Below are 26,122 nucleotides of genomic sequence, written 5' to 3'. Positions count from 1 at the left end.
TAAACTGAAGGCATATCCATTAACACGTTTTCTTCAAGGTAAAATATGACAGCATTACCCGTTATTGTCGGTATGGGCGGAATCAATGCCGCAGGCCGCACCTCATTTCATCAAGGTTATCGCCGTATCGTGTTAGACAGTTTAGATGCAAAAGCACGCCAAGAAACATTTTTAGGCCTTGCCACTTTAATGTGTCTTGTTAAATTAGAACAAGGGCAACTAGTCGATCAACATGGGCAAGTAATTGAACAAAACCAGATTGAGTCAACGTTTGGCGAGCAAATAATCGCAGGTACATTGATCAGAAAAATTGAGAAAAATCACTTTGATGTAGATGCCACACCTTGGCAACAAAAAATGACCCTCAGTGTGTCAAATGATGAAAAAATTGTATTTGAAACTCGCGCACGTGATTTACCACAGCCTGTTCCTGCATCTTGGCAGGTAGAGCAGCTTGAAGGTAAAAAAGTAAAAGTAACTATTGCCGCTGATTTAGAAGTTAAACATAACAGTACACGTGACAATCCGATAAAGGCTGCGGGTCAACTACCAACAGGTTTTGATCCTGCGACAATGTACAATAGCCGTTATCAGCCACGAGGTTTACAAGCAACGATCTTTGCAGCTACTGATGCCATTCGTTCAACAGGGCTTGATTGGCAGCATATTATGAATAGCGTGCAACCCGATCAAATTGGTACCTACTCAGCTTCTGTTGCAGGACAAGTTAATGATGAAGGTTTTGGCGGCTTAATTCGATCTCGTCAGCAGGGTGAACGAGTTAGCACAAAACAGTTGGCATTGGGCTTAAATACTATGTCGACAGATTTCATTAATGCATATGTCACAGGAAATGTCGGAACGACTTTTACCACGTCTGGTGCGTGTGCCACATTTTTATATAACCTACGTGCTGCCGTTAACGATATTCAAGCAGGGCGCACGCGTGTTGCTGTTGTGGCTTCATCTGAGTGTGCGCTAACCCCCGAGATAATCGAAGGGTTTGGTAATATGAGTGCATTAGCTAATGAAGAAGGTTTAAAGCGCTTAGATAATACTGACGTTGTTGATCATCGCCGCACAAGCCGCCCGTTTGGTGAAAACTGCGGTTTTACAATAGGAGAGGGTGCTCAAGTCGCCATTTTAATGGATGACGAATTAGCATTATCACTTGGCGCTGATATCATGGGTGCAGTGCCGGACGTTTTTGTTAATGCTGACGGTGTTAAAAAGTCAATTACTGCGCCTGGCCCGGGTAATTACATTACGATGGCCAAATCTGTCGCACTTGCGTCAAGTATATTAGGACAAGAGTCAGTACAAAAACGCAGTTTTATTTTGGCACATGGTTCAAGTACACCGCAAAATCGGGTGACAGAATCTTTAATTTACCATCGTTTAGCGCAAACATTCGCTATTGATAATTGGAAGGTAGCAGCGCCTAAAGCATATGTAGGCCACACTATTGCACCTGCAAGTGGTGACCAACTGGCTATGGCTTTAGGTGTATTCAGCCATAATATCATGCCAGGGATCAGCACAATTGATAAAGTTGCTGATGATGTGCACGCTGAACGACTCGATATTCGTACTGAACATTATAAATGTGATGACATGGATATTGCATTTATAAACTCCAAAGGCTTTGGCGGAAATAATGCAACAGCCACAGTGATTGCGCCCTCAGTCACTATGCAGATGCTCTCAAAACGTCATGGTGAGCAAATTATGAGTGATTATGCCAAAGCGAATAAGTCTGTTCAAAGTGCTCAAGCAGAGTACCAGCAGCAAGCTGATTTAGGGAAGTATGAGCTTATCTACCGCTTTGGTGATGGCATGATCGATGAAAACGAAATTGTTATTACCGACGAAGATATGCAAATTCCTGGCTTTGAAAAAGCGATTGCATTCAGTAAATCTAATCCTTATCGAGATATGTTTTAAGCACATTCTTGAGTGGCAAGGCGCTTTTATAGCGCCTTTTTTAATGCGTGTAGATAATAGAACTTTGTCGTTGGCTGCATTTTTTTGTTGAATCACCGCACTTTACGCGACCGGTACAATTTCCTTGTTATAATTTCACGCTATTACAAAGGCTAATGTTAGAGAATCCTATGATCGCCAGCTTATTATTGCTCAGTGCCACTGTTACCTTAGATAGTCATCTTCCACCGCTTTTGCCATGGCAAGGTAAAAGCATCCAATTAATGCAAACTGATGGTCCTTTAACAACAGATTTTGAACTCAGTGAAGGGTTTAATTCTCCTAATTACGAACAAACAATGGCCTTTGTTGATCGTTTAGTTGCTGCTAATCCTACTCAGTTTCAAGTTCAAACTATTGCTAAAAGTAATGCTGGTCGAGAAATCAAAATGCTTGTTGCAAGCGAGGATGGTTCGTTTTCAGCTAAGCAGCTAAATAACAATTCCAAACCCACTATTTTTATTCAAGCGGGTATTCATGCTGGTGAAATCGATGGTAAAGATGCAACATTTATGTTGCTCAGGGACATAGCTACAGGCAAACGTCGTGACATTTTAAATAAGGTAAATATCCTATTTATCCCTATTTTAAATGTAGATGGTCATGAACGCCGAAGTCAATTTAACCGCATTAATCAACGTGGCCCAGTTGAAATGGGGTTTAGAACTAATGCAAATAACTTAAACCTAAACCGTGATTACACTAAACTCGATACACCTGAAGTGCGAGGTGTAATGAGGATAATAAATCAATATTCTCCAGACCTTTATGTTGATGTGCATGTTACCGACGGTGCAGATTACCAATATGATGTGACCTATGGCTATAACCCTGTTTTTGCGAGTGAATCGCCGAGTGTTTCACAAGCACTCGACCATTACTTTAAACCAGTGATTGATGAAACATTAGCTAATCAAGGACACATACCAGGTCCTCTTGTCTTTGTTATGGATAAACGTGAATTTAAAACTGGGTTAGCTGGTTGGGTTGCGACGCCACGTTATTCTAACGGTTGGGGAGATTTACGCTCTTTGCCTACAATCCTAGTTGAAAATCATTCATTAAAACCTTACAAGCAACGTGTTTTAGGTACGTATGTGTTTTTAGATGGAGCTATAACCGCTTTATCAAAGCATAGCCAGCAACTCTCTGAAGCTGTGAATAAGGAACGCGCATTTCTCCCAACTCAACTTATCGTGAAACGTGCTTATGCAAAAGAGCCAGATACGTTAAAGTTTAAAGGCATAAAGTACACTAAGAATAAAAGTGCGCTTAGTGGTCAAGCTGAAGTTAAATACATTGGTGAAAAACAATATTACGATGCATTACCAATATTTTGGCAAAAAGACGTTGAGAAAACAGTAAAGGTTCCAGCTGTATTTTATATACCCCCGGCATATCCGCATATTATCGAAAAGCTGAAGTTGCATGGTGTTGAAGTTGATACAGTAGCTCAGAGTGAAGCCGTGACTGATTTATATGTTGCCAAAGTAAAGCACCACAAATTTGATAATGCGCCATTTGAAGGACGGTTTAGAGTGACGGCTGAATTTGAATATCTTAACCTAGATAATCAATTAATGACCGGTTGGTCTAAAGTTGAAACAACGCAATCTCTGGGTGAGCTTGCAACTCATTTACTTCATCCTGAAGCGCCAGACTCTTTTTTCGCGTGGGGTGAATTCAATACCATATTCCAGCGAACTGAGTATATGGAAAACTATGCACTAGCCCCGTACGCTAGAAAAATGTTAAAAGACAAACCTGCATTAGCGCTTGAATTTGATAAGAAAATTAGAGAAGACGATGCGTTTGCTAATGATGCTCAGGCGCGTCTTGATTGGTTATATCAACGCACTCCATTTTACGATCAAGCCTATTTAAAGTATCCGATTCTAATGTCGTTTAATACTCAGAAAGTCGAAAGTGCACAATAATGGATATCATTACTTTACCCGTTACTGCATTTTCTCAAAATTGCCGTATTGTAATCTGCCAGGCAACACGCCACGCTGCGATAGTTGATCCAGGTGGAGATGTAGATAAATTAATCGTAGAAATACAAAGCCATAATATAGAATTAAAAAGTGTATTACTAACGCATGGTCATCTTGATCATGTGGGTGCTGCAAAACAATTAGCACAGCACTTTGAGGTAAATATTATAGGTCCCCATGAAGATGAACGTTTTTGGTTTGATGCATTACCTATGCAGGCTCAAATGTTTGGTTTACAGGTTATTAAGCCCTTTTATCCGGATGTGTGGCTTAAGCATGGGGAAGTGTGCAAAGTCGGTAATTTGAATTTTGCTGTCCGTCATTGCCCAGGCCATACTCCCGGCCATATTATTTTTTATGAACAAACACACCAATTAGTATTGGTCGGGGATGTTATTTTTAAAGGCTCTGTAGGGCGCACAGACTTTCCTAAAGGTGATGCTGCACAATTAATTGATTCTATTAAAAGCCAAGTATTAACTTTACCAGATGAAACACTAATTTTATCTGGGCACGGACCAGACACTAAAGTAGCTCAAGAACGCATATCGAATCCATTTATTAGCGGTAAGTTTGGCTAAACACGCATAAAAGATGCATAAAAACACAAGACGCAGCTATAAAAGCGATGTATAATTTAAACAATTTAGTAAAAAAATAAAGAAATAAAATGTCTCTAAATCAAGTTGACCGCCAAATTTTGGCACTATTACAACAAGACGCAAGCCTTTCAACTGCAGATATCGCAGACAAAGTAGGACTTTCGCAATCGCCTTGCTGGCGCAGAATAGCCAAACTAGAACAAGATGGCTACATTAAGGGGAAAGTCGCTTTACTCGATGAGAAAAAACTGGGTTTTGATATGCTCGTTTACGCGCATGTGCGTCTTTCAAACCACGGAAGAACTAACCTTGCTGAGTTTGAGCGCTTAATACTAAGTTATGATGAAGTTACAGAGTGCTACAGTATGGCGGGCACTATGGACTTTATGTTACGTATTATCTCAAAAGGCATTGAAGGTTATGAGCAGTTTGTTCGTGACAACCTGTTGAACTTAGAGTTTGTTCAAGAAGTTCATTCAAACGTAACGATGACATGCGTTAAACGTAGCACCTCATTACCTTTGTGAGTTAACTCCCTCCAAAATTTGATTTAGGGTTTCGCTGCAAACCCATTAAATGCACTATACTCAATAGTGCATTTAGAATAACCAATTGTTAACTTTTGCTTAATTTGATAGAATTCAGCGCTTTTTTTGATCCCTACATCCATGAGGAACTCAATGTTTAACTTACTCAGCAAAGCCCCAAGCTCTGCTAAAAACGATATATTATCAGGTTTGACGGTAGCGCTTGCCCTCGTACCTGAAGCTGTTGCCTTTGCTTTTGTTGCAAACGTAGAGCCTTTAGTTGGTTTATATGCAGCATTTATTGTTGGCTTGATCACCGCTATATTTGGTGGTCGCCCTGGCATGATCTCAGGCGCAACAGGTGCACTTGCTGTTGTAATGGTAAGTTTAGTACTTGACCACGGTGTTGAATACCTGTTTGCAACAGTATTGTTGATGGGAATACTGCAGATATTGGCAGGGGTTTTCAAGCTTGGTAAATTTATACGAATGGTACCGCACCCCGTTATGCTAGGCTTTGTAAACGGGTTAGCCATAGTAATCTTTCTCGCACAACTTGGTCAGTTTAAGTCACCTGGTGAAGACGGCACAATGCAATGGATGACAGGTGAGCCAATGATGATTATGCTTGGCTTAGTTGCATTGACTATGGCCATAATTCATTTTTTACCAAAGTTAACCACCGCTGTGCCTTCTACCTTGGTTGCTATTGTTACTGTGACGCTAATTGTCATTGGATTAGATTTAGAAGCACGTACAGTACTTGATTTTCTAAAAGATATGACCGGTGATAGTGCGGCTACCATTGCTGGTGGATTACCAGAGTTTCATGTTCCTATGGTGCCGTTTACTCTTGAAACTTTCCAGATTATCTTTCCATATGCCTTAATTCTGGCTGCGATAGGTTTGATTGAATCATTGTTAACACTAAGCTTAATTGATGAAATTACTGAAACACGTGGCCATTCAAACAAAGAGTGTATTGGCCAAGGTGCTGCAAATGTAACGTGTGGCTTCTTTGGTGCAATGGGTGGCTGTGCAATGATTGGTCAATCTATGATCAATATTAATTCAGGTGGTCGTTCTCGCCTATCAGGTATTACCGCTGCGCTTATGCTGCTTGGTTTTATTATCTTTGCCGCTGGCTTGATTGAAATGATTCCACTTGCTGCGCTTGTTGGTGTGATGTTTATGGTGGTGTTAGGTACATTTGAATGGGCCTCATTTAAAATGATGAAACGCGTACCAAAGTCTGATGCATTTGTAATTGTATTAGTATCCGGTGTTACTGTAATTACAGATCTTGCAATCGCAGTTTGTGTTGGTGTTATCGTATCTGCTCTGGTATTTGCATGGCAACACGCTAAACAGATTTATACTACAAACTATATTGATGAAGCCGGTGCTAAAGTGTATGAATTGCATGGTCCATTATTCTTTGGCTCAGTTAAAGGTTTTGCAGAATTATTTGATGTAAAAAATGATCCAAAAGACGTCATTATCGAATTTAAATACAGCCGCGTAGCTGATCACAGTGCTATAGAAGCAATCGACACACTTGCAGATAAATATACAAAGGCGGGTAAACAACTGCATTTACGTCACTTAAGTAAAGATTGTACGCAGCTATTACATAAAGCGCGTGATTTAGTTGAAGTGAATGTAATCGAAGATCCAACGTATAAAGTTGCATCTGATAAATTAGCTTAACTTAAGTATTTATCCTAAAAAAGCGAAGGTGGTTAACCTTCGCTTTTTTATTTGTATTTAATTAACCTGAACTCTGGATAATAAATCTATCTCCAGCGGCTACTTTCAACGCTAACTGCGTTGAATTTACTTGCAATAGGCTAGCTATTGACGCGTGAATTCGCCTTGTTATCGCTAAAAGTCTCCGGCTGGAGACTAATAAATATATTTGTGATTTAATATCAATACATTAGTACATCTCTTAACCTGAGTTCAGGTTAATTAGTTTCTTCACCCACAGCAGTTTTAATAACTGTTATTGCCAATAGTACTTATCTGTTCGGGTTTAGCACAAAGTGATTTTAAATCTTAAATGCTTAACTAACTACGACAAAGCTCGACTGTTACTCACCACAGCTGTATAATTCGCGCCCTCTTTATATATTGTATATTGCTTGTATTACTCTTCACTTGCCGATGAGTTTGCGTGCTCTTAATTGCTTAGGAATTCATCTTGATCTCTACCGCTAACATCACCATGCAGTTTGGTGCAGAACCTTTATTTGAAAACATTTCTGCTAAATTTGGTAACGGAAATCGTTATGGCCTAATAGGGGCTAACGGCTGCGGTAAATCAACGTTTATGAAAATCCTTAGCGGTGCGCTAACACCTACATCGGGGAATGTTTCAATCACCCCAGGTTTAAAAGTAGGTAACTTAAGCCAAGATCAATTTGCTTTTGAGCAATTCTCTGTCGTTGATACAGTGATCATGGGTGATGTTGCTCTTTGGGAAATTAAGCAAGAGCGTGATCGTATCTATTCATTGCCAGAAATGAGTGAAGCAGAAGGGATGAAAGTTGCTGAACTTGAGAGTATTTTTGCAGAAATGGATGGTTACAGTGCAGAAAGCCGTGCTGGCGATATTTTGTTAAAAGCGGGTATTGAAGAAGAATTTCACTTTGGTTTGATGTCACAAGTTGCACCAGGTTGGAAGTTACGTGTTCTTCTTGCACAGGCATTATTTGCCAACCCAGATATTCTCCTATTGGACGAACCAACCAATAACTTGGACATTCACACGATTAATTGGCTAGAGCATGAACTTAATCAACGTAAGTGCACCATGATTATCATTTCGCATGACCGCTATTTTCTTAACGCGGTATGTACGCATATGGCTGACATTGATTATGGTGAGCTTCGAATCTATCCAGGTAACTATGAGAAATACATTGAAGCTTCATCACTTATTCGTGAACAATTACTTGCTGGAAATGCAAAAAAACAATCAGAGATTGATGAGTTACAAGATTTCGTGAATCGCTTTGGTGCAAATGCCTCAAAAGCAAAACAGGCAAGTTCACGGGCTAAACGCATGGATAAAATTAGCTTGGACGAAGTTAAATCGTCTAGCCGTATGGCTCCTTCATTATATTTTGATGAAGGCAAAAGAATGCATCGCCAAGCATTAATTCTTGAGAACTTTGGTCATGGGTTTGATGGTGCCGTATTGTTTGAAGGAGGGGAGCTTATTTTAGAAGCTGGCTCTAAATTGGCTATCATTGGTGAAAACGGGGTGGGGAAATCAACGTTTATCCGCTGTTTAGTCAATCAACTTGAGCCAAATCATGGTGTTATTAAATGGTCTGAAAATGCATCAGTAGGCTACTGCCCACAAGATAGCAGCAAGGACTTTGACAATGACTTAACCTTGTTTGATTGGATGTCACAATGGCGTACAGCAAAGCACAATGATTTGATGGTACGAGGAATGCTAGGGCGTTTGTTATTTACCGCAGATGATGCAAACAAAAAAGCTAAAAATTGCTCAGGTGGTGAGAAGAACCGTTTATTGTTTGGTAAGTTAATGATGCAAGATGTCAATGTACTGGTTATGGATGAACCTACTAACCATATGGATATGGAAGCCATTGAAGCGCTAAATAATGCATTAAAAGATTTTGAAGGCACGCTCATTTTTGTCAGTCATGACCGTGAGTTTGTGTCATCATTGGCGACGCGTATTATCGATATTCGTGATAAAAAAGTAGTTAATTTTCACGGAACCTTTAATGAGTTTATGGCCAGTCAAGCTGAAGCTGTAAACTAGCCTGAGCATAAGAACTGGCGTCAGCCAGTTCTTTAATTATTGCCTGATGGTTTTAGACGTTTAACATAGCGTAAAGTGACAAAGTTTATTATGGCCATTAAAATTGCAATTTCATAACGGCTAAATGCAACTGCAATACCTATCAAACCCATATTCCATATACTTGCTGCCGTAGCTGTACCATAAATTGAACTTTTATTTTTTAAGATTGCGCCACCCCCAATAAAGCCAATTCCGGTAATAATGCCTTCTAACACCTTTGATTCAGCTTCAGATGATGTCAGCACAGACATTCCCACTAATGCATAACCACAAGATGCTACAGCGACTAATGGGAATGTCCTCAGCCCCGCGCCATGGTTGGAGCTTTCACGATCAAATGCCATCGGGAGCGAGAGAATATAAGCAATCCCCAGGTGCATTAAATTTTTTACTATTTCATTCCACTGTAAATCTAATTCCATCTTAGCGATTCCAAATAATTATTTAAACTATGAATAGCAAAAATCAAACCAAACTAGTAAGAATTAATATGTTTTATTTTCAATGTCTTAAGCTGGTTTAGATGAGAGGTTTTTTAGGGGGTATGAATATTTTACAGGGGTAAATACCTAAATGTAGCGACTACAGTTTATTACAGTTTTTTTGATTACAATGATTCAGGGGGCACATATAATGCTAGCTATTGGGATTTTATGTATGAAAACAGGAACAATAGGTGATGGTCAAATTATATATAATATTATTCATTAGTTTCATTCTATCTGGTTGTACTTTTGCTGGTGTAGTTCTTGATAGCAGCATTTACAGTAAAGCAGATGAAAACTATGATGCGGATTTAGCATTATCTCACCCAAGTAAACCTCCAAAAAGTTCACATGTAATAAAAGGCGAAGATACGGTTTCGTTTAGTAATTTAGGCTTTGAAGTCGATAGCTACTTAGTTGGTCTTCTAATAGAGCACAATGAACCAGAACTCGTGTGTAAGCAAGTCTCTAAGTCACTGAAAGTCTGCGAGGAAGTTGATCCCAACCTCCCCACAGAAGATAAAAACATTAACGTTCAAAAAACTGTTGATGAAATAATAGGTGTTCGTCAATAAAGCTACTAATAAAGTAATAACTGTGATCATACCCTGGGTACATGTTGATTTCAGCAGGGTAGTCCTTTTCATTCACAATTTTAAATAAGGCTTCAATTTTTAGTTGTTCAACTAAAAAGTTATCTGCTTCACCTTGATCAATTAGCATAGGCACAAAATGCGCAGATTCTGCGTTATTCATTAGTTCGCAAGTGTCATATTTAGCCCATGTTCGTTTATCATCACCGAGGTACTGACTAAATGCTTTCTGGCCCCAAGGGCAATTAATCGGGTTAGTTATAGGGCTAAATGCAGATGCACTGATGTAACGATCAGGATTGCGAAGTGCAATCATTAACGCACCATGTCCACCCATTGAATGGCCACTGATTGCTTTTTTATCTGATACAGGGAAGTGTTGCTCAATTAATGCTGGGAGCTCTTCTACAATGTAATCGTACATGTTGTAGTGAGTATTGTAGGGTGCTTGTGTTGCATTAACATAAAACCCTGCACCCTGACCAAAATCATAGCTGTCTTCATCAGGTACATTATCCCCTCGAGGACTGGTGTCAGGTGCTACAATAGCAATGCCCAGCTCAGCTGCTTTTTTAAAGGCCCCTGCTTTTTGCATAAAGTTCTCATCAGTACAGGTTAAACCTGATAACCAATAAAGTACGGGTACTTTATTCGTTTGACTAGCACCGGGAGGTAAAAATACTGCGAAACGCATTTTGCAATGGGTACTAGTTGAGTCATGGCTGTATTGCTTATGCCAGCCACCACTGACTTTAGCTGTTGATATATTATCTAGCATGTTGTCCTCACTAAGATGCCATGAACTAAAGTTCATGGCATCTTATGATAAAGTTATTAGTAGTGAATTACTGTACGAATACTTTTACCTTCGTGCATTAAATCAAAAGCTTCGTTGATACCGTCAAGTTCCATGGTATGCGTGATGAAGTCATTTAAAGCAAACTCACCAGCCATGTAACGCTCAACAATTTCAGGTAACTCAGAGCGGCCTTTCACACCACCAAATGCGCTACCGCGCCATACTCGGCCTGTAACTAATTGGAACGGACGAGTTGATATTTCTTGACCAGCGCCTGCAACACCAATGATCACAGATTCACCCCAGCCCTTATGACAACATTCAAGGGCAGAGCGCATAACATCAACATTACCGATACATTCAAATGAGAAATCAACACCGCCGTCTGTCATCTCTACAATAACTTCTTGAATAGGCTTATCAAAGTCTTTTGGATTTATTAGATCTGTTGCACCAAGTTTAGTGGCAAGATCAAATTTTGAGGTATTAATATCAATACCAATAATTCTGCTCGCACCTGCCATTTTTGCGCCAATAATTGCTGACAAGCCAATCCCGCCTAAACCAAATATAGCAACGGTGTCTCCAGCTTGTACTTTTGCTGTTTTCGTAACGGCTCCCATACCTGTTGTTACGCCACAGCCTAATAAACAGACTTCTTCAAGTGGTGCTTCTTTATTTACTTTAGCTAGGGATATTTCTGGTAGCACAGTGTATTCAGAGAAAGTGGATGTGCCCATGTAATGATAAATTGGTTGGCCATCTTTGTAGAAGCGAGTCGTGCCATCAGGCATAAGGCCTTTGCCTTGAGTTTCGCGCACAGCGGAGCACAAATTTGTTTTACCTGAAGTACACATTTTACATACGCCACACTCTGCAGTGTAAAGTGGTATAACATGATCGCCAACCGCAACGCTTGTAACGTCATCGCCAACAGCATAAACAACACCTGCGCCTTCGTGTCCCAAAATAGCGGGGAAAATACCTTCTGGATCTTCACCTGATAGAGTGAAAGCATCTGTGTGACAAACACCAGTAGCTGTTATTTTTACCATTACTTCGCCTTTTTTAGGCATCATTACGTCCACTTCTTCAATAGAGAGTGGTTGTTTAGGGCCCCAGGCAACCGCGGCTTTTGATTTGATAAATTCTGACATAGTGTGTTCTCTTCCTGATAAATACAAAACGATATAAACAATAGCTTTATTTTATTTGTTTCTCAAACAATGTTAATCTCCAATTTAATAAAACACTTTTACAGTATGGTAATAATGAATCGTTGGGCAGGAATAGATGAATTTATTGCAGTGGGTGAAGAGGGAAGCTTCACTAAAGCTGCCGTTAGTTTAAATGTATCAGTTGCGCATATAAGCCGCCAAGTAACGCAGCTTGAGCATAGGCTTAATTCGCAACTATTAACACGGACAACACGTAGTGTAGTACTAACAAAAGAAGGCGAGGCATTTTTACATCAAACCAAACAATTACAACATGCTATGGATGATGCAACCGCTTTACTGGCACAGCAGCAAAGTACGCCAAAGGGTAAAGTTAAATTAACTGCCCCGGTGATGTATGGTGAAACATTCATTATGCCTGTAGTGCATACATTTATGCAGCAATACCCCGATGTAGAAGTTGTTATGTCCCTGAGTAATCAACAAGAAAATTTAGTCGAAGGTGGTTTTGATTTAGCGATTCGCCTTGGTCATCTAAAAGATTCAAGCTTAAAAGCACGGCGTTTAAGTGCGCGACATTTTGTTATTTGTTGCTCGCCGGATTACTTAAATACCTTTGGTGAGCCACATACAGTAACTGAATTAAATAATCACCAATGCTTAATAGGTAACAGTAGTTACTGGCGAGTATGCGAGCAAGGACGAGACAAACATATTAAAATTGCAGGGCGACTGCAATGTAATAGTGGCTGGGCACTTGCTGATGCGGCAAAGAAGGGGTTAGGTATCGTACAATTACCTAACTATTATATTGAGAAAGATCTAGAGGCGGGTAGTTTAGTGCCCATACTGACTCATTATCAGCCAAAACCCGAGGGGGTATGGGGTGTATACCCACCTCGGCAATTTGTAGCAACGAATGTAAAAGCATTACTCGATCATTTAGTAAATGCTCTCAATTAAATTGTTTCAGCGGTATTTTCATCCATTCTTTTAAGTGCTTTATTAAGTGCTTCAACTCTGCTCTCGCAGAAAGAATCAGTAGGCAACTTATCTTTTATTCTAAGGCGCTTTAATTGATCGCTTGTTTCACTATTTGGTGAATAGATAAACACGTCACAATTAGCTTCTAGTGCATCTGTAATTGCATTTTCAATCGCTAAAGATACTGTCACGTCGAGCATTTGCACCCCAGATAAATCAAGCAGCATTGATTGGTATTCACCAATATGGCGATGTTGTCGCGCTATCGCTTTAGAGACACTGAAAATCATCGGGCCAGATAAATAAAAGAATAATAACTTGCCCTGTGCTTGATCTAACAGGGCTCTTTCATCATCTGTTAGCGGCACGTCATCGTCATCAGCATCACTGATTGCTTTAACATGCTTTGCTTGTTCTCGGCTTAATCGTTCTATAACAATGATGTTTGATATAAAAACACCTAATCCCACCGCAACAATTAAATCGACGAAGACAGTTAGCATCATCACGCCATACATAATCGACATTTGTAAAATACTGAGTTTGTGCGCGCGCTGTATAAAACTCCAATCTAGAATATTTATACCAACGTACACAGCAATACCGGCTAAAACTGCCATGGGAATGGGTTCTGTTAGGCTACCTGCTACAAATACGACAGCCATTAAGATAAATGCCCGCAAAATGCCAGCTAATGGCGAACGAGCACCGACCTGTACGTTTACGACTGTACCCATTGTTGCACCTGCACCAGGTAATGCGCCAAACAATCCGGCTATCATATTTGCGATGCCTTGGCCTCGTAGCTCTTTATCAGAGTCATGTTCTGTTCGCGTCAAACTGTCGCCAATAACAGCAGTAAGCAACGTATCTATGCAGCCTAAAGTACCTAATACTAATGCATCAATAACCATTTCAGTGAATAAATCTGCAGAAAAGGTTGGGAAAATGAAACTGGGTAAACCGCTTGGGATTTCGCCAATACGACGAATACCGTCGCTGGAAAAGAATATTATTGATACCAGTGTTACAGCAACAAGGGCAACGAGTTGCGCTGGTACATATTGTCGGTATTTTTGTGGCAGGTAAAACAAAATTGCTAATGTACAGATGCCTAAAAATAATTCAGAAAAATGTAATGACGTAATTAATTCGGGTAAAGCTGATAATGTACCAATTACGCCGCCGCCAGGTGATGAATGACCAAGTAATGGAGCAAGTTGTAATATGATCAAAATAACACCAATACCAGACATAAAGCCTGATATAACGCTATAGGGCATTAACGTGATGTATTTGCCTAGCTTAAGAGTACCTAGCATTATTTGAAACGCGCCCGCCATCATGACGACGGTAAAGCCCATTGCTAAACCTTGTTCAGGGTAGCTTGCTAACATGGTTGTGAGAATAGCTGTCATGATGACAGTCATAGGCCCTGTGGGCTCAGATATTAATGAAGTAGAACCGCCAAACAATGCGGCAAACAAACCAACTAAAATAGCGCCCCACATACCTGCTTCAGCACCCGCACCCGATGCAACGCCAAACGCAAGTGCAAGTGGCAATGATATAATCGCGGTTGTAACACCCCCGAATAAATCACCCTTTAAATTGACATGTTTAAATCGCTGTAAAGACAAAATTGGGCCCTCATCTAGATATTTGGCGCATTTTAACCCAAAACGACTTAATCAAGTATCAGATTTTTAATTATTTTTTACACTTTTGTTCATACCCAAATAAAATTGAATTTGCTAGTATGGCCGCTCTATTAGCATTACGTGTGTCTCTATAACTTATGTTTCAACCTGTTAGCCTATTTATTGGGCTCAGATATAGTCGCTCCTCCAAAGGGAACGCGTTTATCTCATTTATCTCGTTTTTTTCTATTGCCGGCATTGCGATTGGTTTGATGGCGCTTTATACCGTTAGCTCTGTTATGAATGGTTTTGAAAATAATTTAAAATCAAATATGTTGGGCCTCATACCTCATGTTGAAGTGTCATCAGAAGACAAAACACACGACCAAATGCAACGCTTACAGGCTGACATTTTGTCATCTAAATTTGTTAAAAACGTCAGTTTATATCGCCACGGTGAAGCAATATTGCAAACCAACAAAGATTTACATGGTGTTTTATTACAGGGTCTTTACGACGATAATGCCTCGCTTTACAAAATCAGCGACAAAATTGTACAGGGGCAATGGGAACAAGTTTTATCTGTTCGCTACAATATTGCTATTAGTCGATATTTAGCTCGAAAATTAAATATTTCTTTAGGTAACAAGTTGCGTGTGATTATGCCTAATGCTAGCACATACACACCACTTGGACGTGTACCAAGCCAACGACTATTTACGGTGGCTGCCATATACGAGACAGGGTCTGAAATTGATATGGGCCTTGCATTTACCAGCGGCGAATCTTTACAGCGTGTTCTTAAACAAGCAAATTCAGTTGCTCCTAATTTAAGTATTTCATTGAAAGACCCTTTTTTAATTGATGATTTTACTGAAAGTACACACTTATTTAAAAACTTTGAAATAACCGATTGGCGTCAATCTCAAGGCACACTATTTGCTGCCGTTGCAATGGAAAAGCGAATTATGTCGATGTTGTTGGCGCTTATTGTGTTGGTGGCTGTGTTTAATATCGTCTCTGCCTTAACTATGATGGTGAGTGAAAAGCAAAGTGAAGTTGCGATTTTACAGACCTTAGGTTTAACACCGAACCAAGTTCAACATGTATTTATGATTCAAGGATTATACAACGGGCTGATAGGGACCAGCATAGGAGCCGTACTGGGGATATTACTCAGTGCAAATATAAACGAGGTATTATCTGCTATTGGATTAAATGTACTTACAGGTATTCGATTACCCGTGATATTTGATGTTTCAAGTTTAATATTGATTGCACTGGGAAGTATTGTTATGAGTTTTTTAGCGACCTTATACCCGGCAATAAAGGCCGCCAAAGTTAGCCCTGCAGAGGTACTGCGTTATGAATGATTTTGTTATTGAGTGTGAAAAATTAAGTAAATCTTATCAAGATGGTGAGAACCAAGTTGAAGTGTTAAAAGGCGTTAACCTAAGGCTTACTCAAGGTGAAATGCTTGCAATAGTAGGTAGCTCAGGCTCCGGGAAAAGTACCTTACTGCATATCCTTGGTACTTTGGATAGCCAAACTGATGGTATTGCAAAAATTAAAGGACAACGCGTTGCTGATCTTTCACGAAAGGAGCAGGCTAAGTTTAGAAACGAAAATTTAGGTTTCATTTATCAATTTCATCATCTGTTAATGGAATTTAATGCGGTAGAAAATGTTGCAATGCCGCTGTTAATCAAAGGCCATAGTGCTAAAAAAGCCAATACTCAAGCACTCGCCATGTTAGAAAAAGTTGGCTTATCTCATCGTAGTTTACACAAACCTTCCGCGCTTTCAGGCGGAGAAAGACAACGCGTAGCAATTGCGCGTGCTCTTGTAACCAACCCTGCACTGGTATTAGCCGATGAGCCTACGGGGAACCTTGATAAACAAAATGCGATTAAGATTTACGATTTAATTAAAGAGCTTAATAGCACGCTCAATACAAGCTTTGTTGTAGTCACACACGATTTAGAACTAGCTGACAAACTTGGCAAGATTGCCTATTTAGACGAAGGTAAAATTGCAATAAAAGAGAGCAGCCATGTTGCTTAGTGCTTATTTGAGTAAACGATTTCGAACGCAAGCAGGTGCTGGCGAACGACAAAATGGGTTTGTCACATTTATTGCTAAAGCTTCTACCATTGGTATTTTATTAGGTGTGGCAGTGTTAATCGTTGCGCTGTCTGTCATAAATGGCTTTGAGCAACAGTTAGTGCACCGCTTATTGAGTGTAGTGCCGCAAGTTGAATATGTTGCGCCGAGTCGACCTATCGAGCAGTGGACAAGTAAAGTTGAAAACTTACAAAAACAAGCCAGTGTTACCGGCGCCGCTCCTTTCATTAGTGTGAATGGAATGGCGCAGTACAAAAGTGATTTGAAAGCGGTCGAGGTACGGGGAGTAAGTCCTGAGCTTGAAAAAAACGTTTCATCAATAAACCAGTTCATTCAAGGTAAACTAATTGACCAAATAAACACCGAAGAGGTCATACTAGGTTCGCAAATTGTCGAGCAACTGGCGTTACAGCGTGGTGATTCTGTCACTTTGTTGATCCCACAAGTAAATCAAACAAGTAATGATATTTTAGCCCCTAAACGTGTAACTTTAACGCTGGTTGGTATTGTTAAAATGGGTGGTCCAATTGACAGCTCGGCAGCATTTATTCACCTTAAAAAAGCGCAGTCTTTACTAGGTTACGATGAACAACAGGTCACTGGATTGAGACTGCAAGTCAATGATGTATTTTATGCCCACCAAATAGCCTTGCGAGTAGGGCAAACCATTCCGGATTATGTGTATATTTCTAGCTGGTTTAGAACGCAAGGAAGCTTGTATCAAGATATTCAAATGGTGCGTACCATTGTCTACATTGTTGTATTTCTTATTATTGCAGTGGCCAGCTTCAATATAGTGTCTTCTTTAGTCATGGAAGTACGCGAAAAGCAATCTAACATAGCGATACTTAAAACCATGGGCGCTAAAGACAGCACTATTCTAGCTACCTTTGTGATGCAGGGGCTTACGCAAGCCTTTGTTGGGGTTGTTTTAGGCAGTGTTATTGGCATACTGGTGGCACTGAATATTAGCAGCTTATTTAATTGGCTAAGCCAACTAGCTGGGGCTAATCCATTACAAGGTGTGTATTTTATAGAGTTTTTACCGAGTAAGTTAGTGTGGCAAGATATTATAGTTACAATTATAGTGACCTTCACGTTGGCTGTTTTAGCCACTATTTATCCTGCATGGCAAGCCACTAGAGTTGATCCGGCAAAAGTCTTGGGCAATTAATACACCGAGACTGGGCGCCCTTTATGTTTTTTGGCGTTATGTTCCATAAAAATACAGCCCATACCCGACAAGTAATGCGGGTATTGCCGAGTATAGTGTCGCTATTAATGCAGCCTTGGGGGCCATTGCGATCGCCGGAAAAAGCGCATCCCCATCATTTGATATGGCATTAGCTGCAAGTGCACTAAAGGGAATAATACCTTGTATATACAACGTCGTTACGATTATTTGCGGTCCACAACCAGGTAAAAAACCAATGAATACTGCAATCAAAGGGGCTAAATAGGCAAAGTGTGAAAACCATACTTTTAATTCAATCCCTGTAAACGCTAACAGTATTTCAAATAGCATAAATGAGGCAACAACCCACGCTGTGACAAAGTGAGTATCTTGCAATACTTTGTAGAGCTTAGAAGGAGGCTTTGGAGAGTCTTCTTCGCTGGTTATTTGTTGATAACTTTTTCCTTTGGATGACAAAGCCCAAGTGACTACTGCAAATAAAGCCATGCCAGCTCCAAAAGCGGTTATTGCGTCGTTAGCTGTTATACCAAATTGATTCAAATCGATATTGAACGCCATAAGCAGCGCAATAATAATGCTGGGCAGCAAAGTAACTTTCCAGATAGACTTACTAAATACAATTGCCTTGTTGTACTGTAAATTACACGTCTGCTGAGTCTTTTTTACTGGCGGCACTAAAAAATCACGGTTGTGTATAATGTTGACTAAATAGCCACTTATTACACCAACAATCAAGCCGATACACATCATTTTGAGTCCATCCAATGGGTGTGTGGCTATTAATAAAAATGCCGCATCTCCCATAGTAGCAGTCAAAACTGCGACTACGGAGCCAAAACTGGCTTGTCCTTTAGTAAACTGTGTCACCACTATAATTGCACCTCCACACCCAGGTAATGCGCCTAGGAAAGCTGCAAAGCTAAGCTCTAACACGGGTGATTTTGCGTTTAAGTAAGCAAGTTCCAGTTGTGGTAGTTTTTCGATTGCAAAATAATAAATAAACAAAGTTGCCGCAACAAATACACTTACTTGGAAAAAAGCATCGCTCATTGCCGCCATTGATATCTGGCGCAGAGGAGGGTAAAGCAAACAAATCAATAAAATGATCGGCAGTAAAAAACGTTTGTTTGAAAAGATAGGCTGTCTATTAAGAGAAGTAAAAATCTTTGGTAATGTGTAAGTAATCATAAGTGCAACCTAAAAATTCTGTAGGTTGCACTTTATAATTAATCTAAATAAAAATCAATATCATTTAGTTCTTTGGAACTCAGACGTTTCATTCCATTTAGGCCATTGAGGCTGTTCAGAGATATCAAAGCCTACTTGATAGAACAATTGTAAGTCTTGAACTGCACCCGATAAATCCCACTCATCGCGGTACCTATCACAAGGTTGATGGTAACAACCACGTAAAACCAAGCTCATACGTTTACGATAATTTGCTGTTTCTTCATCAAACGCTTCGCTTCCTCCACCAGCATACATGGCAGGTACACCCATGTTTGCAAAAGCAAAGTGATCAGAACGGTAATATCCACCAGATGATGGTTTAGGATCGCCCGATACAACACGGCCTTGTTTTTTAGCTGCGTTCTCTAAAAGCACATCCATTTCAGATTTTCCGATACCAACAACACTGATATCTTTTACTTTTCCTAATAAATTTAAGCTATCCATATTGATATTAGCCACTGTTTTTGTAGCTGGTATTACAGGGTTAGCTGCGTAATACTTTGAGCCTAAAAGACCTTGTTCCTCAGCCGTAACGGCTAAAAAGGTAATTGAACGGCTAGGATTTTGCGGTAACATTGAAAATGCTTCAGCTACTTCAATCATGCCACCTGTTCCGGTTGCATTATCGTGAGCGCCGTTATAAATTTGATCGCCTTTACGGTTTTTATCTGTGCCAAGGTGATCCCAGTGAGCAGAATAGATAATATGCTCATCCGGTTTTTCGCTGCCTGGTAAAGTAGCGATAAAATTATATGAAATCGAAGTTTTAATGGTGTTTTTAACCGCAACAGAAGCTGTTAAATCACCCATGTCTACGTGATAAGCCCCTTTAGCTGCATTCGCTTTAGCACTATCAAAATCAAGGCCGGCCTTTGTAAACAGCTCTTTTGCTACGTCAGTCGTGACCCAACCTTCAACAGCAACACGGTCCATGTTGTTATTTTCTTTTTGGAACCCAAACTGTTCACCACTCCAAGAATTTTCAACAACAGACCAAGGGTAAGAGGCTGGCGCAGTTTCATGGATTATAATTGCACCAGCAGCACCTTGACGGCTCGCTTCTTCATATTTGTATGTCCAACGACCATAATAGGTCATTGCATCACCGGTGAACAAAGCAGGGTCTTTAGTAGCAAAACCAGGATCATTAACCAGCATTACAACTGTTTTACCTTTTACATCAAGGCCTTCATAGTCATTCCAGTTGTATTCTGGTGCATTTACACCATAACCTACGAACACAAGTTCAGAATCTTTGATTCCTTCGCTTTCGCTGATACGGCTACTGCCCATTACCATGTCTTTCTTATACTGGTAGTCTTTCCCACCAATGGTTAAAACCATGTCAGAGTCAGCTTCAAGTGAAACTAGCGGTACTTCTTGTAAAAAGCTATCGCCGTTACCCGGTTCAAAACCCACTTTTTTGAATTGGTCGGTTAAATAAGCAAGCGTCAGTTCTTCACCTTTAGAAGAAGGGGCTCTGCCACCAAACTCATCTGATGCCAATACTTTAACATGCTCAGCTAATTGCTCAGCATTAATTGATTGGTAGCCTTTTTCAACATCTTCAGAAGTGAGACTTGTTGTTGCACATCCTGCAAGCACAGCACTTGCAAGCAATGTAAGAGAAAAATAACGATTCATAGTCACTCTTTTTTTGTTTTAAGTACAACCAGTATATGAAGAACTATTAAAGAGAACCAGTTTTTGCGGTAAACTGAATAAACATAGTTGTAAAGCAAAAGGTACTCATGAAGCGGTTTACCCCTTATGAGCAATGGCATTGTGAATTAGTAAGCTCAGGTGCATTTGATCATCTCAATAAGTTGTTTAAATTAAATGAACAATCAGATTGGCCTAGTTGTAGTTGGTTTGATGGTTTTTTGAATGCAACAAATGCCAATAATAGACCGATCGTTTTTAAAGAAGATGATTACTTTAGTGCAGAAGAGCGGTATTACGAGCAAATAATTTTTGACACCGGTTTAGTCCCCACACGACAAAAAAATTGGCATGACTTATTCGGTGGTTTTATCTGGTGTTTATTCCCTAAAACGAAATCATTGTTAAATAAACGTCATGTGCAAGAGATAAACTTGCATGGTACAAAACAAAGAAGTAAGCACCGTAACGCTTTAACGCTTTTTGATGAATGTGGCGTTATTCTGGCAGTTACAGATGATATGTGGCCTACACGTTTGCGTAATCATCAGTGGCATGAAGCATTTGTGGATTTACGAGGTGAGTGGGGTAAAAGTATTTCGCCCTTTATGTTTGGTCACGCAAATTATGAAATGCTAACTAAACCGTATATAGGACTAACAGGAAAAGCCTTATTCGTAAAAGTGCCAAGTGACACATTTTGTAAAGATTTAGTTGCACAATATGCGTACCTAGATACTGTGCTTTGTGAGATGATTGAAAATAACGATTGTCTCCAAGATAACAGCCTGTTATCACCTCTACCATTACTGGGTGTGCCAGGTTGGCACGAGGATAATAAAAACAGTGAATTCTACAGTAACACTGACTACTTTAGACCTAAACGAAGGATACGCTAATGATTGAAGTCATAGGGCTTAAGAAAAAATTTAAGCTAACTAAGGATCACAAAAAAAATAAAGTGGATAAAGTCGACCCGCGTGAAGATAAAGACTTTTTTCATTCTGTACGTGACGTTAGTTTTAGCTGTTCAAAAGGTGAAGTGCTCGGTCTTTTAGGTCCCAATGGGGCAGGTAAAACGACCACTTTACGAATGATTTCAACTGCACTAAAGCCAGATGAAGGAAGTATTCATATTGCGGATGCAGATATAGTGAAAAAACCTTTACTAGGGCGTAAATCAATAGGTTTTTTGTCTGGTAGTACAGGTCTTTATGGCCGTTTAACCGTTAAAGAAAATATTGAATATTTTGCTAAATTACATGGCATGAATAAAGCTGATATTAAAGAGCGCTGTGAGGAACTGTTTGATTTACTGGATATGCACAGTTTTATTGATAAGCGCGCTGAAAACCTATCAACAGGCATGAAACAAAAAGCAAATATTGCTCGGGCTGTTGTTCATCACCCCGAGGTTGTGGTGCTTGATGAGCCAACAACTGGTCTTGATATTATGACAACCCAAACGGTTATCAAATTTATAAAGGGACTTAAAGAGCAAGGCACGCCAGTTATTTTCTCTACTCACCACTTAGATGAAGTTGCACTGCTTTGTGATCGTGTCGCTGTAATTAATGAAGGTGTAAGTTGCTTTGATGGTAGCTTAGAAGAATTCAAGCAGGCAGGTAATAGCGATGAACTTAATCAAGCATTTATGAATATTTTAATGGAGAAAGCAGATGTTTGAAGTATTTAAAAAGGAACTTAGAGAGCTTTTACGCGATAAAAAAACACTTATATTTATCGTGGCACTCCCGGTGCTTATTTTCCCGCTTTTGTTTGGTGTTATGGCGTTTATGAGCTCACAAGCTGCGCTTGAGGCTGAACAAAAAGTTCACACCTACGCAATTATAAACGGTCATTACGCACAAGAATTCACAGATAAAGTGTTTTACCATAAAAGCTTTGAGCTTTATAAAGGCGAACAAACATTTACTAGCGTTGAAGACCTAACAGCAGCTGTAAAAGCGGGTACTATTGACATGGGTATATACCTTCCCACTGACGCTAAGAAAGCCTTGGATGAGGCTAAGCAAAGTAAATGGGAAGTCGTTTACAATGATGCAAAAGCCATCAACTTTTTGTTTGATAGAGTGTCAGAACTGGCAAATGATTTTGGCAATAAGCTTCAACAACAAAAGCTTTTATCATTTGGTATTACTGAAGAACAACAGGCTGCGGTTTTAAACCCCATTGAAGTTGTTAAAGTTGATACCGCAGATAAACGTGAGAATCTAGGTGAAAAGATAGGCGGATTTATTCCTTATTTACTCATTCCATTAGTATTAATGGGGGCGACGTATCCGGCTATTGATTTAGGTGCAGGCGAAAAGGAGCGGGGTACATTAGAAACTCTGTTACTTACCCCAATTACACGTACTCAGCTTGTGCTAGGTAAGTTTGTTACTTTATTGGCTGCATCTATAGCGACCACCACAATAACCGTACTTAGTATGGGAGTTTGGATAAGTATCGCAATTACCTTTATTGATTTGGCTGTCATTAAAACGGCGTTTAGTTCACTCAAAGTGATTGATTTGGCATTAATATTTATACTCCTTTTACCTATCGCCGCTATTTTCTCATCGCTAGCGTTAGCAATTTCAATTTATGCCAGATCGTTCAAAGAAGCGCAGAACTACATGACACCATTAACAATGGGAGTCATATTCCCAATTATTATTGCATTGTTACCAAATGTAGAACTTACAGCAAAAACAGCATTTGTGCCTGTGACTAACGTTGCGCTAGCAATAAAAGAAATAATTAAAGGAACGATAGATTATACATTATTGGGTTTAATATTCTTAGCAACCGTTATTGTGGCAGGTGCGCTACTTGCTTTTTGTGTTAAGTGGTTTAACAAAGAAGAAGTACTGTTTAGGTAACCGTGGCTGAACGCGAATATCGCTATGTGCTAACGAAGATGATATGTGAAGTTTAGGGTTTGTTTACTTTTCAAGGTTAAATTTGCAGCAGTCTGTTTGGTGTGGTTATTACCCTTAAACAGGTGCTGCCCTTCGGGTTCTGCCTAAGGTCGATTTACGCTTTGTTGCCTACATGGATGGTGTGGTAAGGGGCGTGAGCAGGACGCACAAGCTTTGCTCGGTTTTGACTTAGTCCATTAGGTTACAAACCTCGCGCCGTGATTAAACAGACCCTATTCTAATTTGATTTTAAGTGGTGGGGTAAGCTCACCACTTAAAATTGAGTAAACAATGAGCTTAAGCCGCTGATTTAGTATCTTGTAGATCAGTAATGTCTGCGGATTCGAGCACAGTTTGTTTTTCTGACCAATGAATTAATTCTATTCGGCCATTATCATTTTCGACTAGGGCGGTGCAGTTCTCTATCCAATCACCATCATTACAGTAGACAATACCATCAACAACTTTCAGTTGTGGGTGATGTATATGACCACAAATTATGCCATCCACTCCTTGGCGCTTAGCTTCATGAACCGCTGCTTTTTCAAAAGCCTCTATTGCTTCTCTAGCTTTATGGACACGTGCCTTTATCCATGAGGCGAGTGACCAATAGTGTCCACCAAATAGCCGACGAGTTCGATTAGTCCAACGGTTTAAAAATAACAGTAAGTCATAGCCTGCATCACCAACTAGACTAATAAATTTGTTATACCGTGTAGCAGAGTCAAAATCATCGCCATGGAGCAGTAAAAAGCGTTTGTTTGCCGCTGTGGTGTGAATAAATTGCTGATGAACTTCTACACCAAATAATGTGTTGTTGACATAATAACGAAAAGTTTCATCATGATTACCGGGTATATAAATCACGCGTGTACCCGATTGGGCTTTACGTTGAATGCACGCTAATACTTCATAGTGACTTTGATGCCAATAAAACTGTCGTTTCATTGACCATAAATCAACAATATCACCGACTAAATAAAGCGTGCCACAATCGATTCGGTTTAAAAAGTCTAATAAGTAATTGGCTTGGCAATCTTTATAACCTAGGTGTACATCCGATATCCATACTGCAGGGTAATACACATTTGACGTATTTTCTTTTTTATCCATTTCAGTTACTCGCGGTGTAATAATTACCACGTTAAATAAATATCATGACGTTAAAACGACACTTTTAATAACTATGCATGACATAAAATAACTAATTTACTCAAAATCAAAACACATTCATCTTATTGTTTAGCCAGTTAATCGTACTCGCCTTTTTATTGATCAATTAGCTGTTACACTGCGTACCATAATGAAAATAATTATTAATTAGGTATTACTTTGAAACATCGTGTTCTTTTATTCATTCTTATTGGTATTTTAAGTAGCCTGAGCAAGCACGCTGTAGCTGCCAATGTCATCGTTAAAGCGGTTGAAATGGAACGTGCAAAAGAACAGGTTCAGGCTGTGGGTAATACAGAAGCAATCCGCTCTGTCATTTTATACCCGGCCGTAGGGGACCGTGTGACTGCGGTGCATTTTAAGCCGGGTGATAAAGTAACAGCAGGCCAAGTATTGTTGGAGCTTGATTCTCGCAGACAAAAAGCGGCACTTGAAGAGGCTAAAATCAAATTAGCTGACAGCCAGAGAATTCAAAAGCGCTTAATGCAAAGCCACGCTAAAGGCGCTGTTCCGCAAAGCGATTTAGATGATGCTAAAACAGTGACACAGCTTGCTAAAGTTACCTTAACTCAAGCTGAGACAGAGTATGAAGATCGGCAAGTTCGAGCGCCATTTGACGGTGTGATGGGACTGACTGATATTGAAGTGGGAGATAGAATCACGTCACAAACCGCTATTGCAAGTATTGATGACACACAATCTCTATATATTAATTTTGATGCCCCTGAATCTGCAATTCAAATGTTACGCAATGACGCCAGTGTATCGGTTATCCCGTGGCAAGGTAGTAAAAAGGTCAATGCTGAAATTGCGTACCTAGATTCAAGAATAAACCCGCAAACACGTACCATGCGGGTAAAAGCTAAGTTAAATAACGAAAATAATGCTTACATTCCAGGAATGAGTTTTAGAGTTTACATTGAAGTTTTAGGTAATAATTATGCAGCAGTACCTGAAGCTGCATTACTCTGGGGCGCGACCGGTCCTTATGTATGGGTTAGTAAGGACAATAAAGCAACCCGAGTCGATGTTAAAATACAGCAACGCCTTGCAGGTAGGTTGTTAGTGTCAGGTGGTCTGGATGAAAATGACACCTTGGTTGTAGAAGGTGTGCAAAGACTCCGTCCACAGCAAGAGCTCACTTTTTTATCACCTATAGCTAGTTCTAAGGAGTAG

The 26,122-nt window shown here is 39.8% G+C and carries 22 protein-coding genes; 15 read left to right on the top strand and 7 right to left on the bottom strand.

Translation table 11 applies throughout. From position 1 onward, the window contains the following. Positions 1-45: 45 nt before the first annotated feature. The 6 genes from CSC79_RS03105 to CSC79_RS03080 all read left to right on the top strand — a co-directional run bounded on the left by CSC79_RS03105 (position 46) and on the right by CSC79_RS03080 (position 8,911). Positions 46-1,944 carry a beta-ketoacyl synthase gene (locus CSC79_RS03105; protein ID WP_099293918.1) on the top strand — a complete coding sequence of 633 codons (1,899 nt, stop codon included), beginning with the start codon at positions 46-48 and terminating at the stop codon, positions 1,942-1,944. A gap of 170 nt (positions 1,945-2,114) precedes the next feature. Next, positions 2,115-3,920 (top strand): M14 family metallopeptidase, encoded by a 1,806-nt coding sequence (locus CSC79_RS03100; protein ID WP_099293916.1) that lies wholly within the window; start codon positions 2,115-2,117, stop codon positions 3,918-3,920. Further along, positions 3,920-4,561, top strand: a complete 642-nt coding sequence (locus CSC79_RS03095) for an MBL fold metallo-hydrolase (RefSeq protein ID WP_099293914.1) — start codon at positions 3,920-3,922, stop codon at positions 4,559-4,561. Before CSC79_RS03100 ends, CSC79_RS03095 begins: the two co-directional genes overlap by 1 nt. Before the next feature lie 89 nt (positions 4,562-4,650). After that, entirely contained in the window at positions 4,651-5,109 is a 459-nt protein-coding gene (locus tag CSC79_RS03090) for an Lrp/AsnC family transcriptional regulator (protein WP_058558840.1), read from the top strand. 153 nt (positions 5,110-5,262) lie between these two features. After that, the gene (locus tag CSC79_RS03085) at positions 5,263-6,819 is read left to right on the top strand and encodes a SulP family inorganic anion transporter (RefSeq protein ID WP_099293912.1); all 1,557 of its coding nucleotides are present in this window, start codon (positions 5,263-5,265) and stop codon (positions 6,817-6,819) included. Positions 6,820-7,312: 493 nt separating this feature from the next. Further along, entirely contained in the window at positions 7,313-8,911 is a 1,599-nt protein-coding gene (locus tag CSC79_RS03080; protein ID WP_099293910.1) for an ABC-F family ATPase, read from the top strand. 32 nt (positions 8,912-8,943) lie between these two features. On the opposite strand, the gene CSC79_RS03075 is transcribed toward CSC79_RS03080, so the two are convergent. Next, positions 8,944-9,375: an MgtC/SapB family protein gene (locus CSC79_RS03075; protein WP_099293908.1), complete on the bottom strand. Its 432-nt coding sequence runs from the start codon at positions 9,373-9,375 to the stop codon at positions 8,944-8,946. A gap of 257 nt (positions 9,376-9,632) precedes the next feature. Here CSC79_RS03075 and CSC79_RS03070 point away from each other — a divergent pair, with 257 nt between their 5' ends. Beyond that, complete coding sequence (locus CSC79_RS03070; protein ID WP_099293906.1) at positions 9,633-10,013, top strand: hypothetical protein; 381 nt, start codon at positions 9,633-9,635, stop codon at positions 10,011-10,013. Here CSC79_RS03070 and fghA read toward each other — a convergent pair. Continuing rightward, positions 9,967-10,809, bottom strand: a complete 843-nt coding sequence (fghA, locus tag CSC79_RS03065; protein WP_099293904.1) for an S-formylglutathione hydrolase — start codon at positions 10,807-10,809, stop codon at positions 9,967-9,969. The two genes, CSC79_RS03070 and fghA, sit on opposite strands and share 47 nt — an antisense overlap. Before the next feature lie 56 nt (positions 10,810-10,865). Beyond that, positions 10,866-11,987 (bottom strand): S-(hydroxymethyl)glutathione dehydrogenase/class III alcohol dehydrogenase, encoded by a 1,122-nt coding sequence (locus CSC79_RS03060; protein ID WP_099293889.1) that lies wholly within the window; start codon positions 11,985-11,987, stop codon positions 10,866-10,868. A gap of 114 nt (positions 11,988-12,101) precedes the next feature. On the opposite strand from CSC79_RS03060, the gene CSC79_RS03055 reads away from it, so the two are divergent. Continuing rightward, positions 12,102-12,971, top strand: coding sequence for a LysR substrate-binding domain-containing protein (locus CSC79_RS03055; RefSeq protein ID WP_180270380.1), 870 nt, complete (start codon positions 12,102-12,104; stop codon positions 12,969-12,971). Here CSC79_RS03055 and CSC79_RS03050 read toward each other — a convergent pair. Next, a complete protein-coding gene (locus CSC79_RS03050) occupies positions 12,968-14,635 on the bottom strand; it encodes a SulP family inorganic anion transporter (RefSeq protein ID WP_201796676.1) in 1,668 nt (555 codons plus the stop codon). The genes CSC79_RS03055 and CSC79_RS03050 overlap by 4 nt on opposite strands. 155 nt (positions 14,636-14,790) lie before the next feature. Between CSC79_RS03050 and CSC79_RS03045 the strand changes: the two genes are divergently transcribed. Genes CSC79_RS03045 through CSC79_RS03035 form a run of 3 tightly spaced genes read left to right on the top strand, consistent with a single transcriptional unit; the run spans position 14,791 to position 17,930 of the window. After that, positions 14,791-16,005: a lipoprotein-releasing ABC transporter permease subunit gene (locus CSC79_RS03045; RefSeq protein WP_099293883.1), complete on the top strand. Its 1,215-nt coding sequence runs from the start codon at positions 14,791-14,793 to the stop codon at positions 16,003-16,005. Further along, a complete protein-coding gene (gene lolD / locus CSC79_RS03040) occupies positions 15,998-16,696 on the top strand; it encodes a lipoprotein-releasing ABC transporter ATP-binding protein LolD (RefSeq protein WP_099293881.1) in 699 nt (232 codons plus the stop codon). Before CSC79_RS03045 ends, lolD begins: the two co-directional genes overlap by 8 nt. Continuing rightward, complete coding sequence (locus CSC79_RS03035) at positions 16,686-17,930, top strand: lipoprotein-releasing ABC transporter permease subunit (protein WP_099293879.1); 1,245 nt, start codon at positions 16,686-16,688, stop codon at positions 17,928-17,930. Before lolD ends, CSC79_RS03035 begins: the two co-directional genes overlap by 11 nt. Positions 17,931-17,966: 36 nt before the next feature. On the opposite strand, the gene CSC79_RS03030 is transcribed toward CSC79_RS03035, so the two are convergent. Together CSC79_RS03030 and CSC79_RS03025 are read right to left on the bottom strand one after the other, a co-directional pair. Continuing rightward, a complete protein-coding gene (locus CSC79_RS03030) occupies positions 17,967-19,139 on the bottom strand; it encodes a putative manganese transporter (protein ID WP_099293877.1) in 1,173 nt (390 codons plus the stop codon). Between the two features lie 60 nt (positions 19,140-19,199). Then, positions 19,200-20,828, bottom strand: a complete 1,629-nt coding sequence (locus CSC79_RS03025; RefSeq protein ID WP_099293875.1) for a M28 family metallopeptidase — start codon at positions 20,826-20,828, stop codon at positions 19,200-19,202. A 107-nt stretch (positions 20,829-20,935) separates the two neighbouring features. On the opposite strand from CSC79_RS03025, the gene CSC79_RS03020 reads away from it, so the two are divergent. The 3 genes from CSC79_RS03020 to CSC79_RS03010 are packed head-to-tail and all read left to right on the top strand — an operon-like array spanning position 20,936 to position 23,734. Then, the gene (locus tag CSC79_RS03020; protein WP_099293873.1) at positions 20,936-21,745 is read left to right on the top strand and encodes a DUF3025 domain-containing protein; all 810 of its coding nucleotides are present in this window, start codon (positions 20,936-20,938) and stop codon (positions 21,743-21,745) included. Next, entirely contained in the window at positions 21,745-22,533 is a 789-nt protein-coding gene (locus CSC79_RS03015; RefSeq protein ID WP_099293871.1) for an ATP-binding cassette domain-containing protein, read from the top strand. The genes CSC79_RS03020 and CSC79_RS03015 overlap by 1 nt, the downstream gene beginning before the upstream one ends. Next, positions 22,526-23,734: an ABC transporter permease gene (locus CSC79_RS03010; protein WP_099293869.1), complete on the top strand. Its 1,209-nt coding sequence runs from the start codon at positions 22,526-22,528 to the stop codon at positions 23,732-23,734. The genes CSC79_RS03015 and CSC79_RS03010 overlap by 8 nt, the downstream gene beginning before the upstream one ends. Before the next feature lie 336 nt (positions 23,735-24,070). On the opposite strand, the gene CSC79_RS03005 is transcribed toward CSC79_RS03010, so the two are convergent. Further along, the gene (locus CSC79_RS03005; RefSeq protein WP_099293867.1) at positions 24,071-24,886 is read right to left on the bottom strand and encodes a UDP-2,3-diacylglucosamine diphosphatase; all 816 of its coding nucleotides are present in this window, start codon (positions 24,884-24,886) and stop codon (positions 24,071-24,073) included. A 219-nt stretch (positions 24,887-25,105) separates the two neighbouring features. Here CSC79_RS03005 and CSC79_RS03000 point away from each other — a divergent pair, with 219 nt between their 5' ends. Then, a complete protein-coding gene (locus CSC79_RS03000; protein WP_237113946.1) occupies positions 25,106-26,122 on the top strand; it encodes an efflux RND transporter periplasmic adaptor subunit in 1,017 nt (338 codons plus the stop codon).

Source organism: Pseudoalteromonas sp. 3D05, from assembly GCF_002723455.1.
In the GTDB taxonomy this organism is placed as follows: domain Bacteria; phylum Pseudomonadota; class Gammaproteobacteria; order Enterobacterales; family Alteromonadaceae; genus Pseudoalteromonas.
Note: the sequence above shows the minus strand (reverse complement) of the source record. Positions and strands in the feature narration are given on the sequence as shown.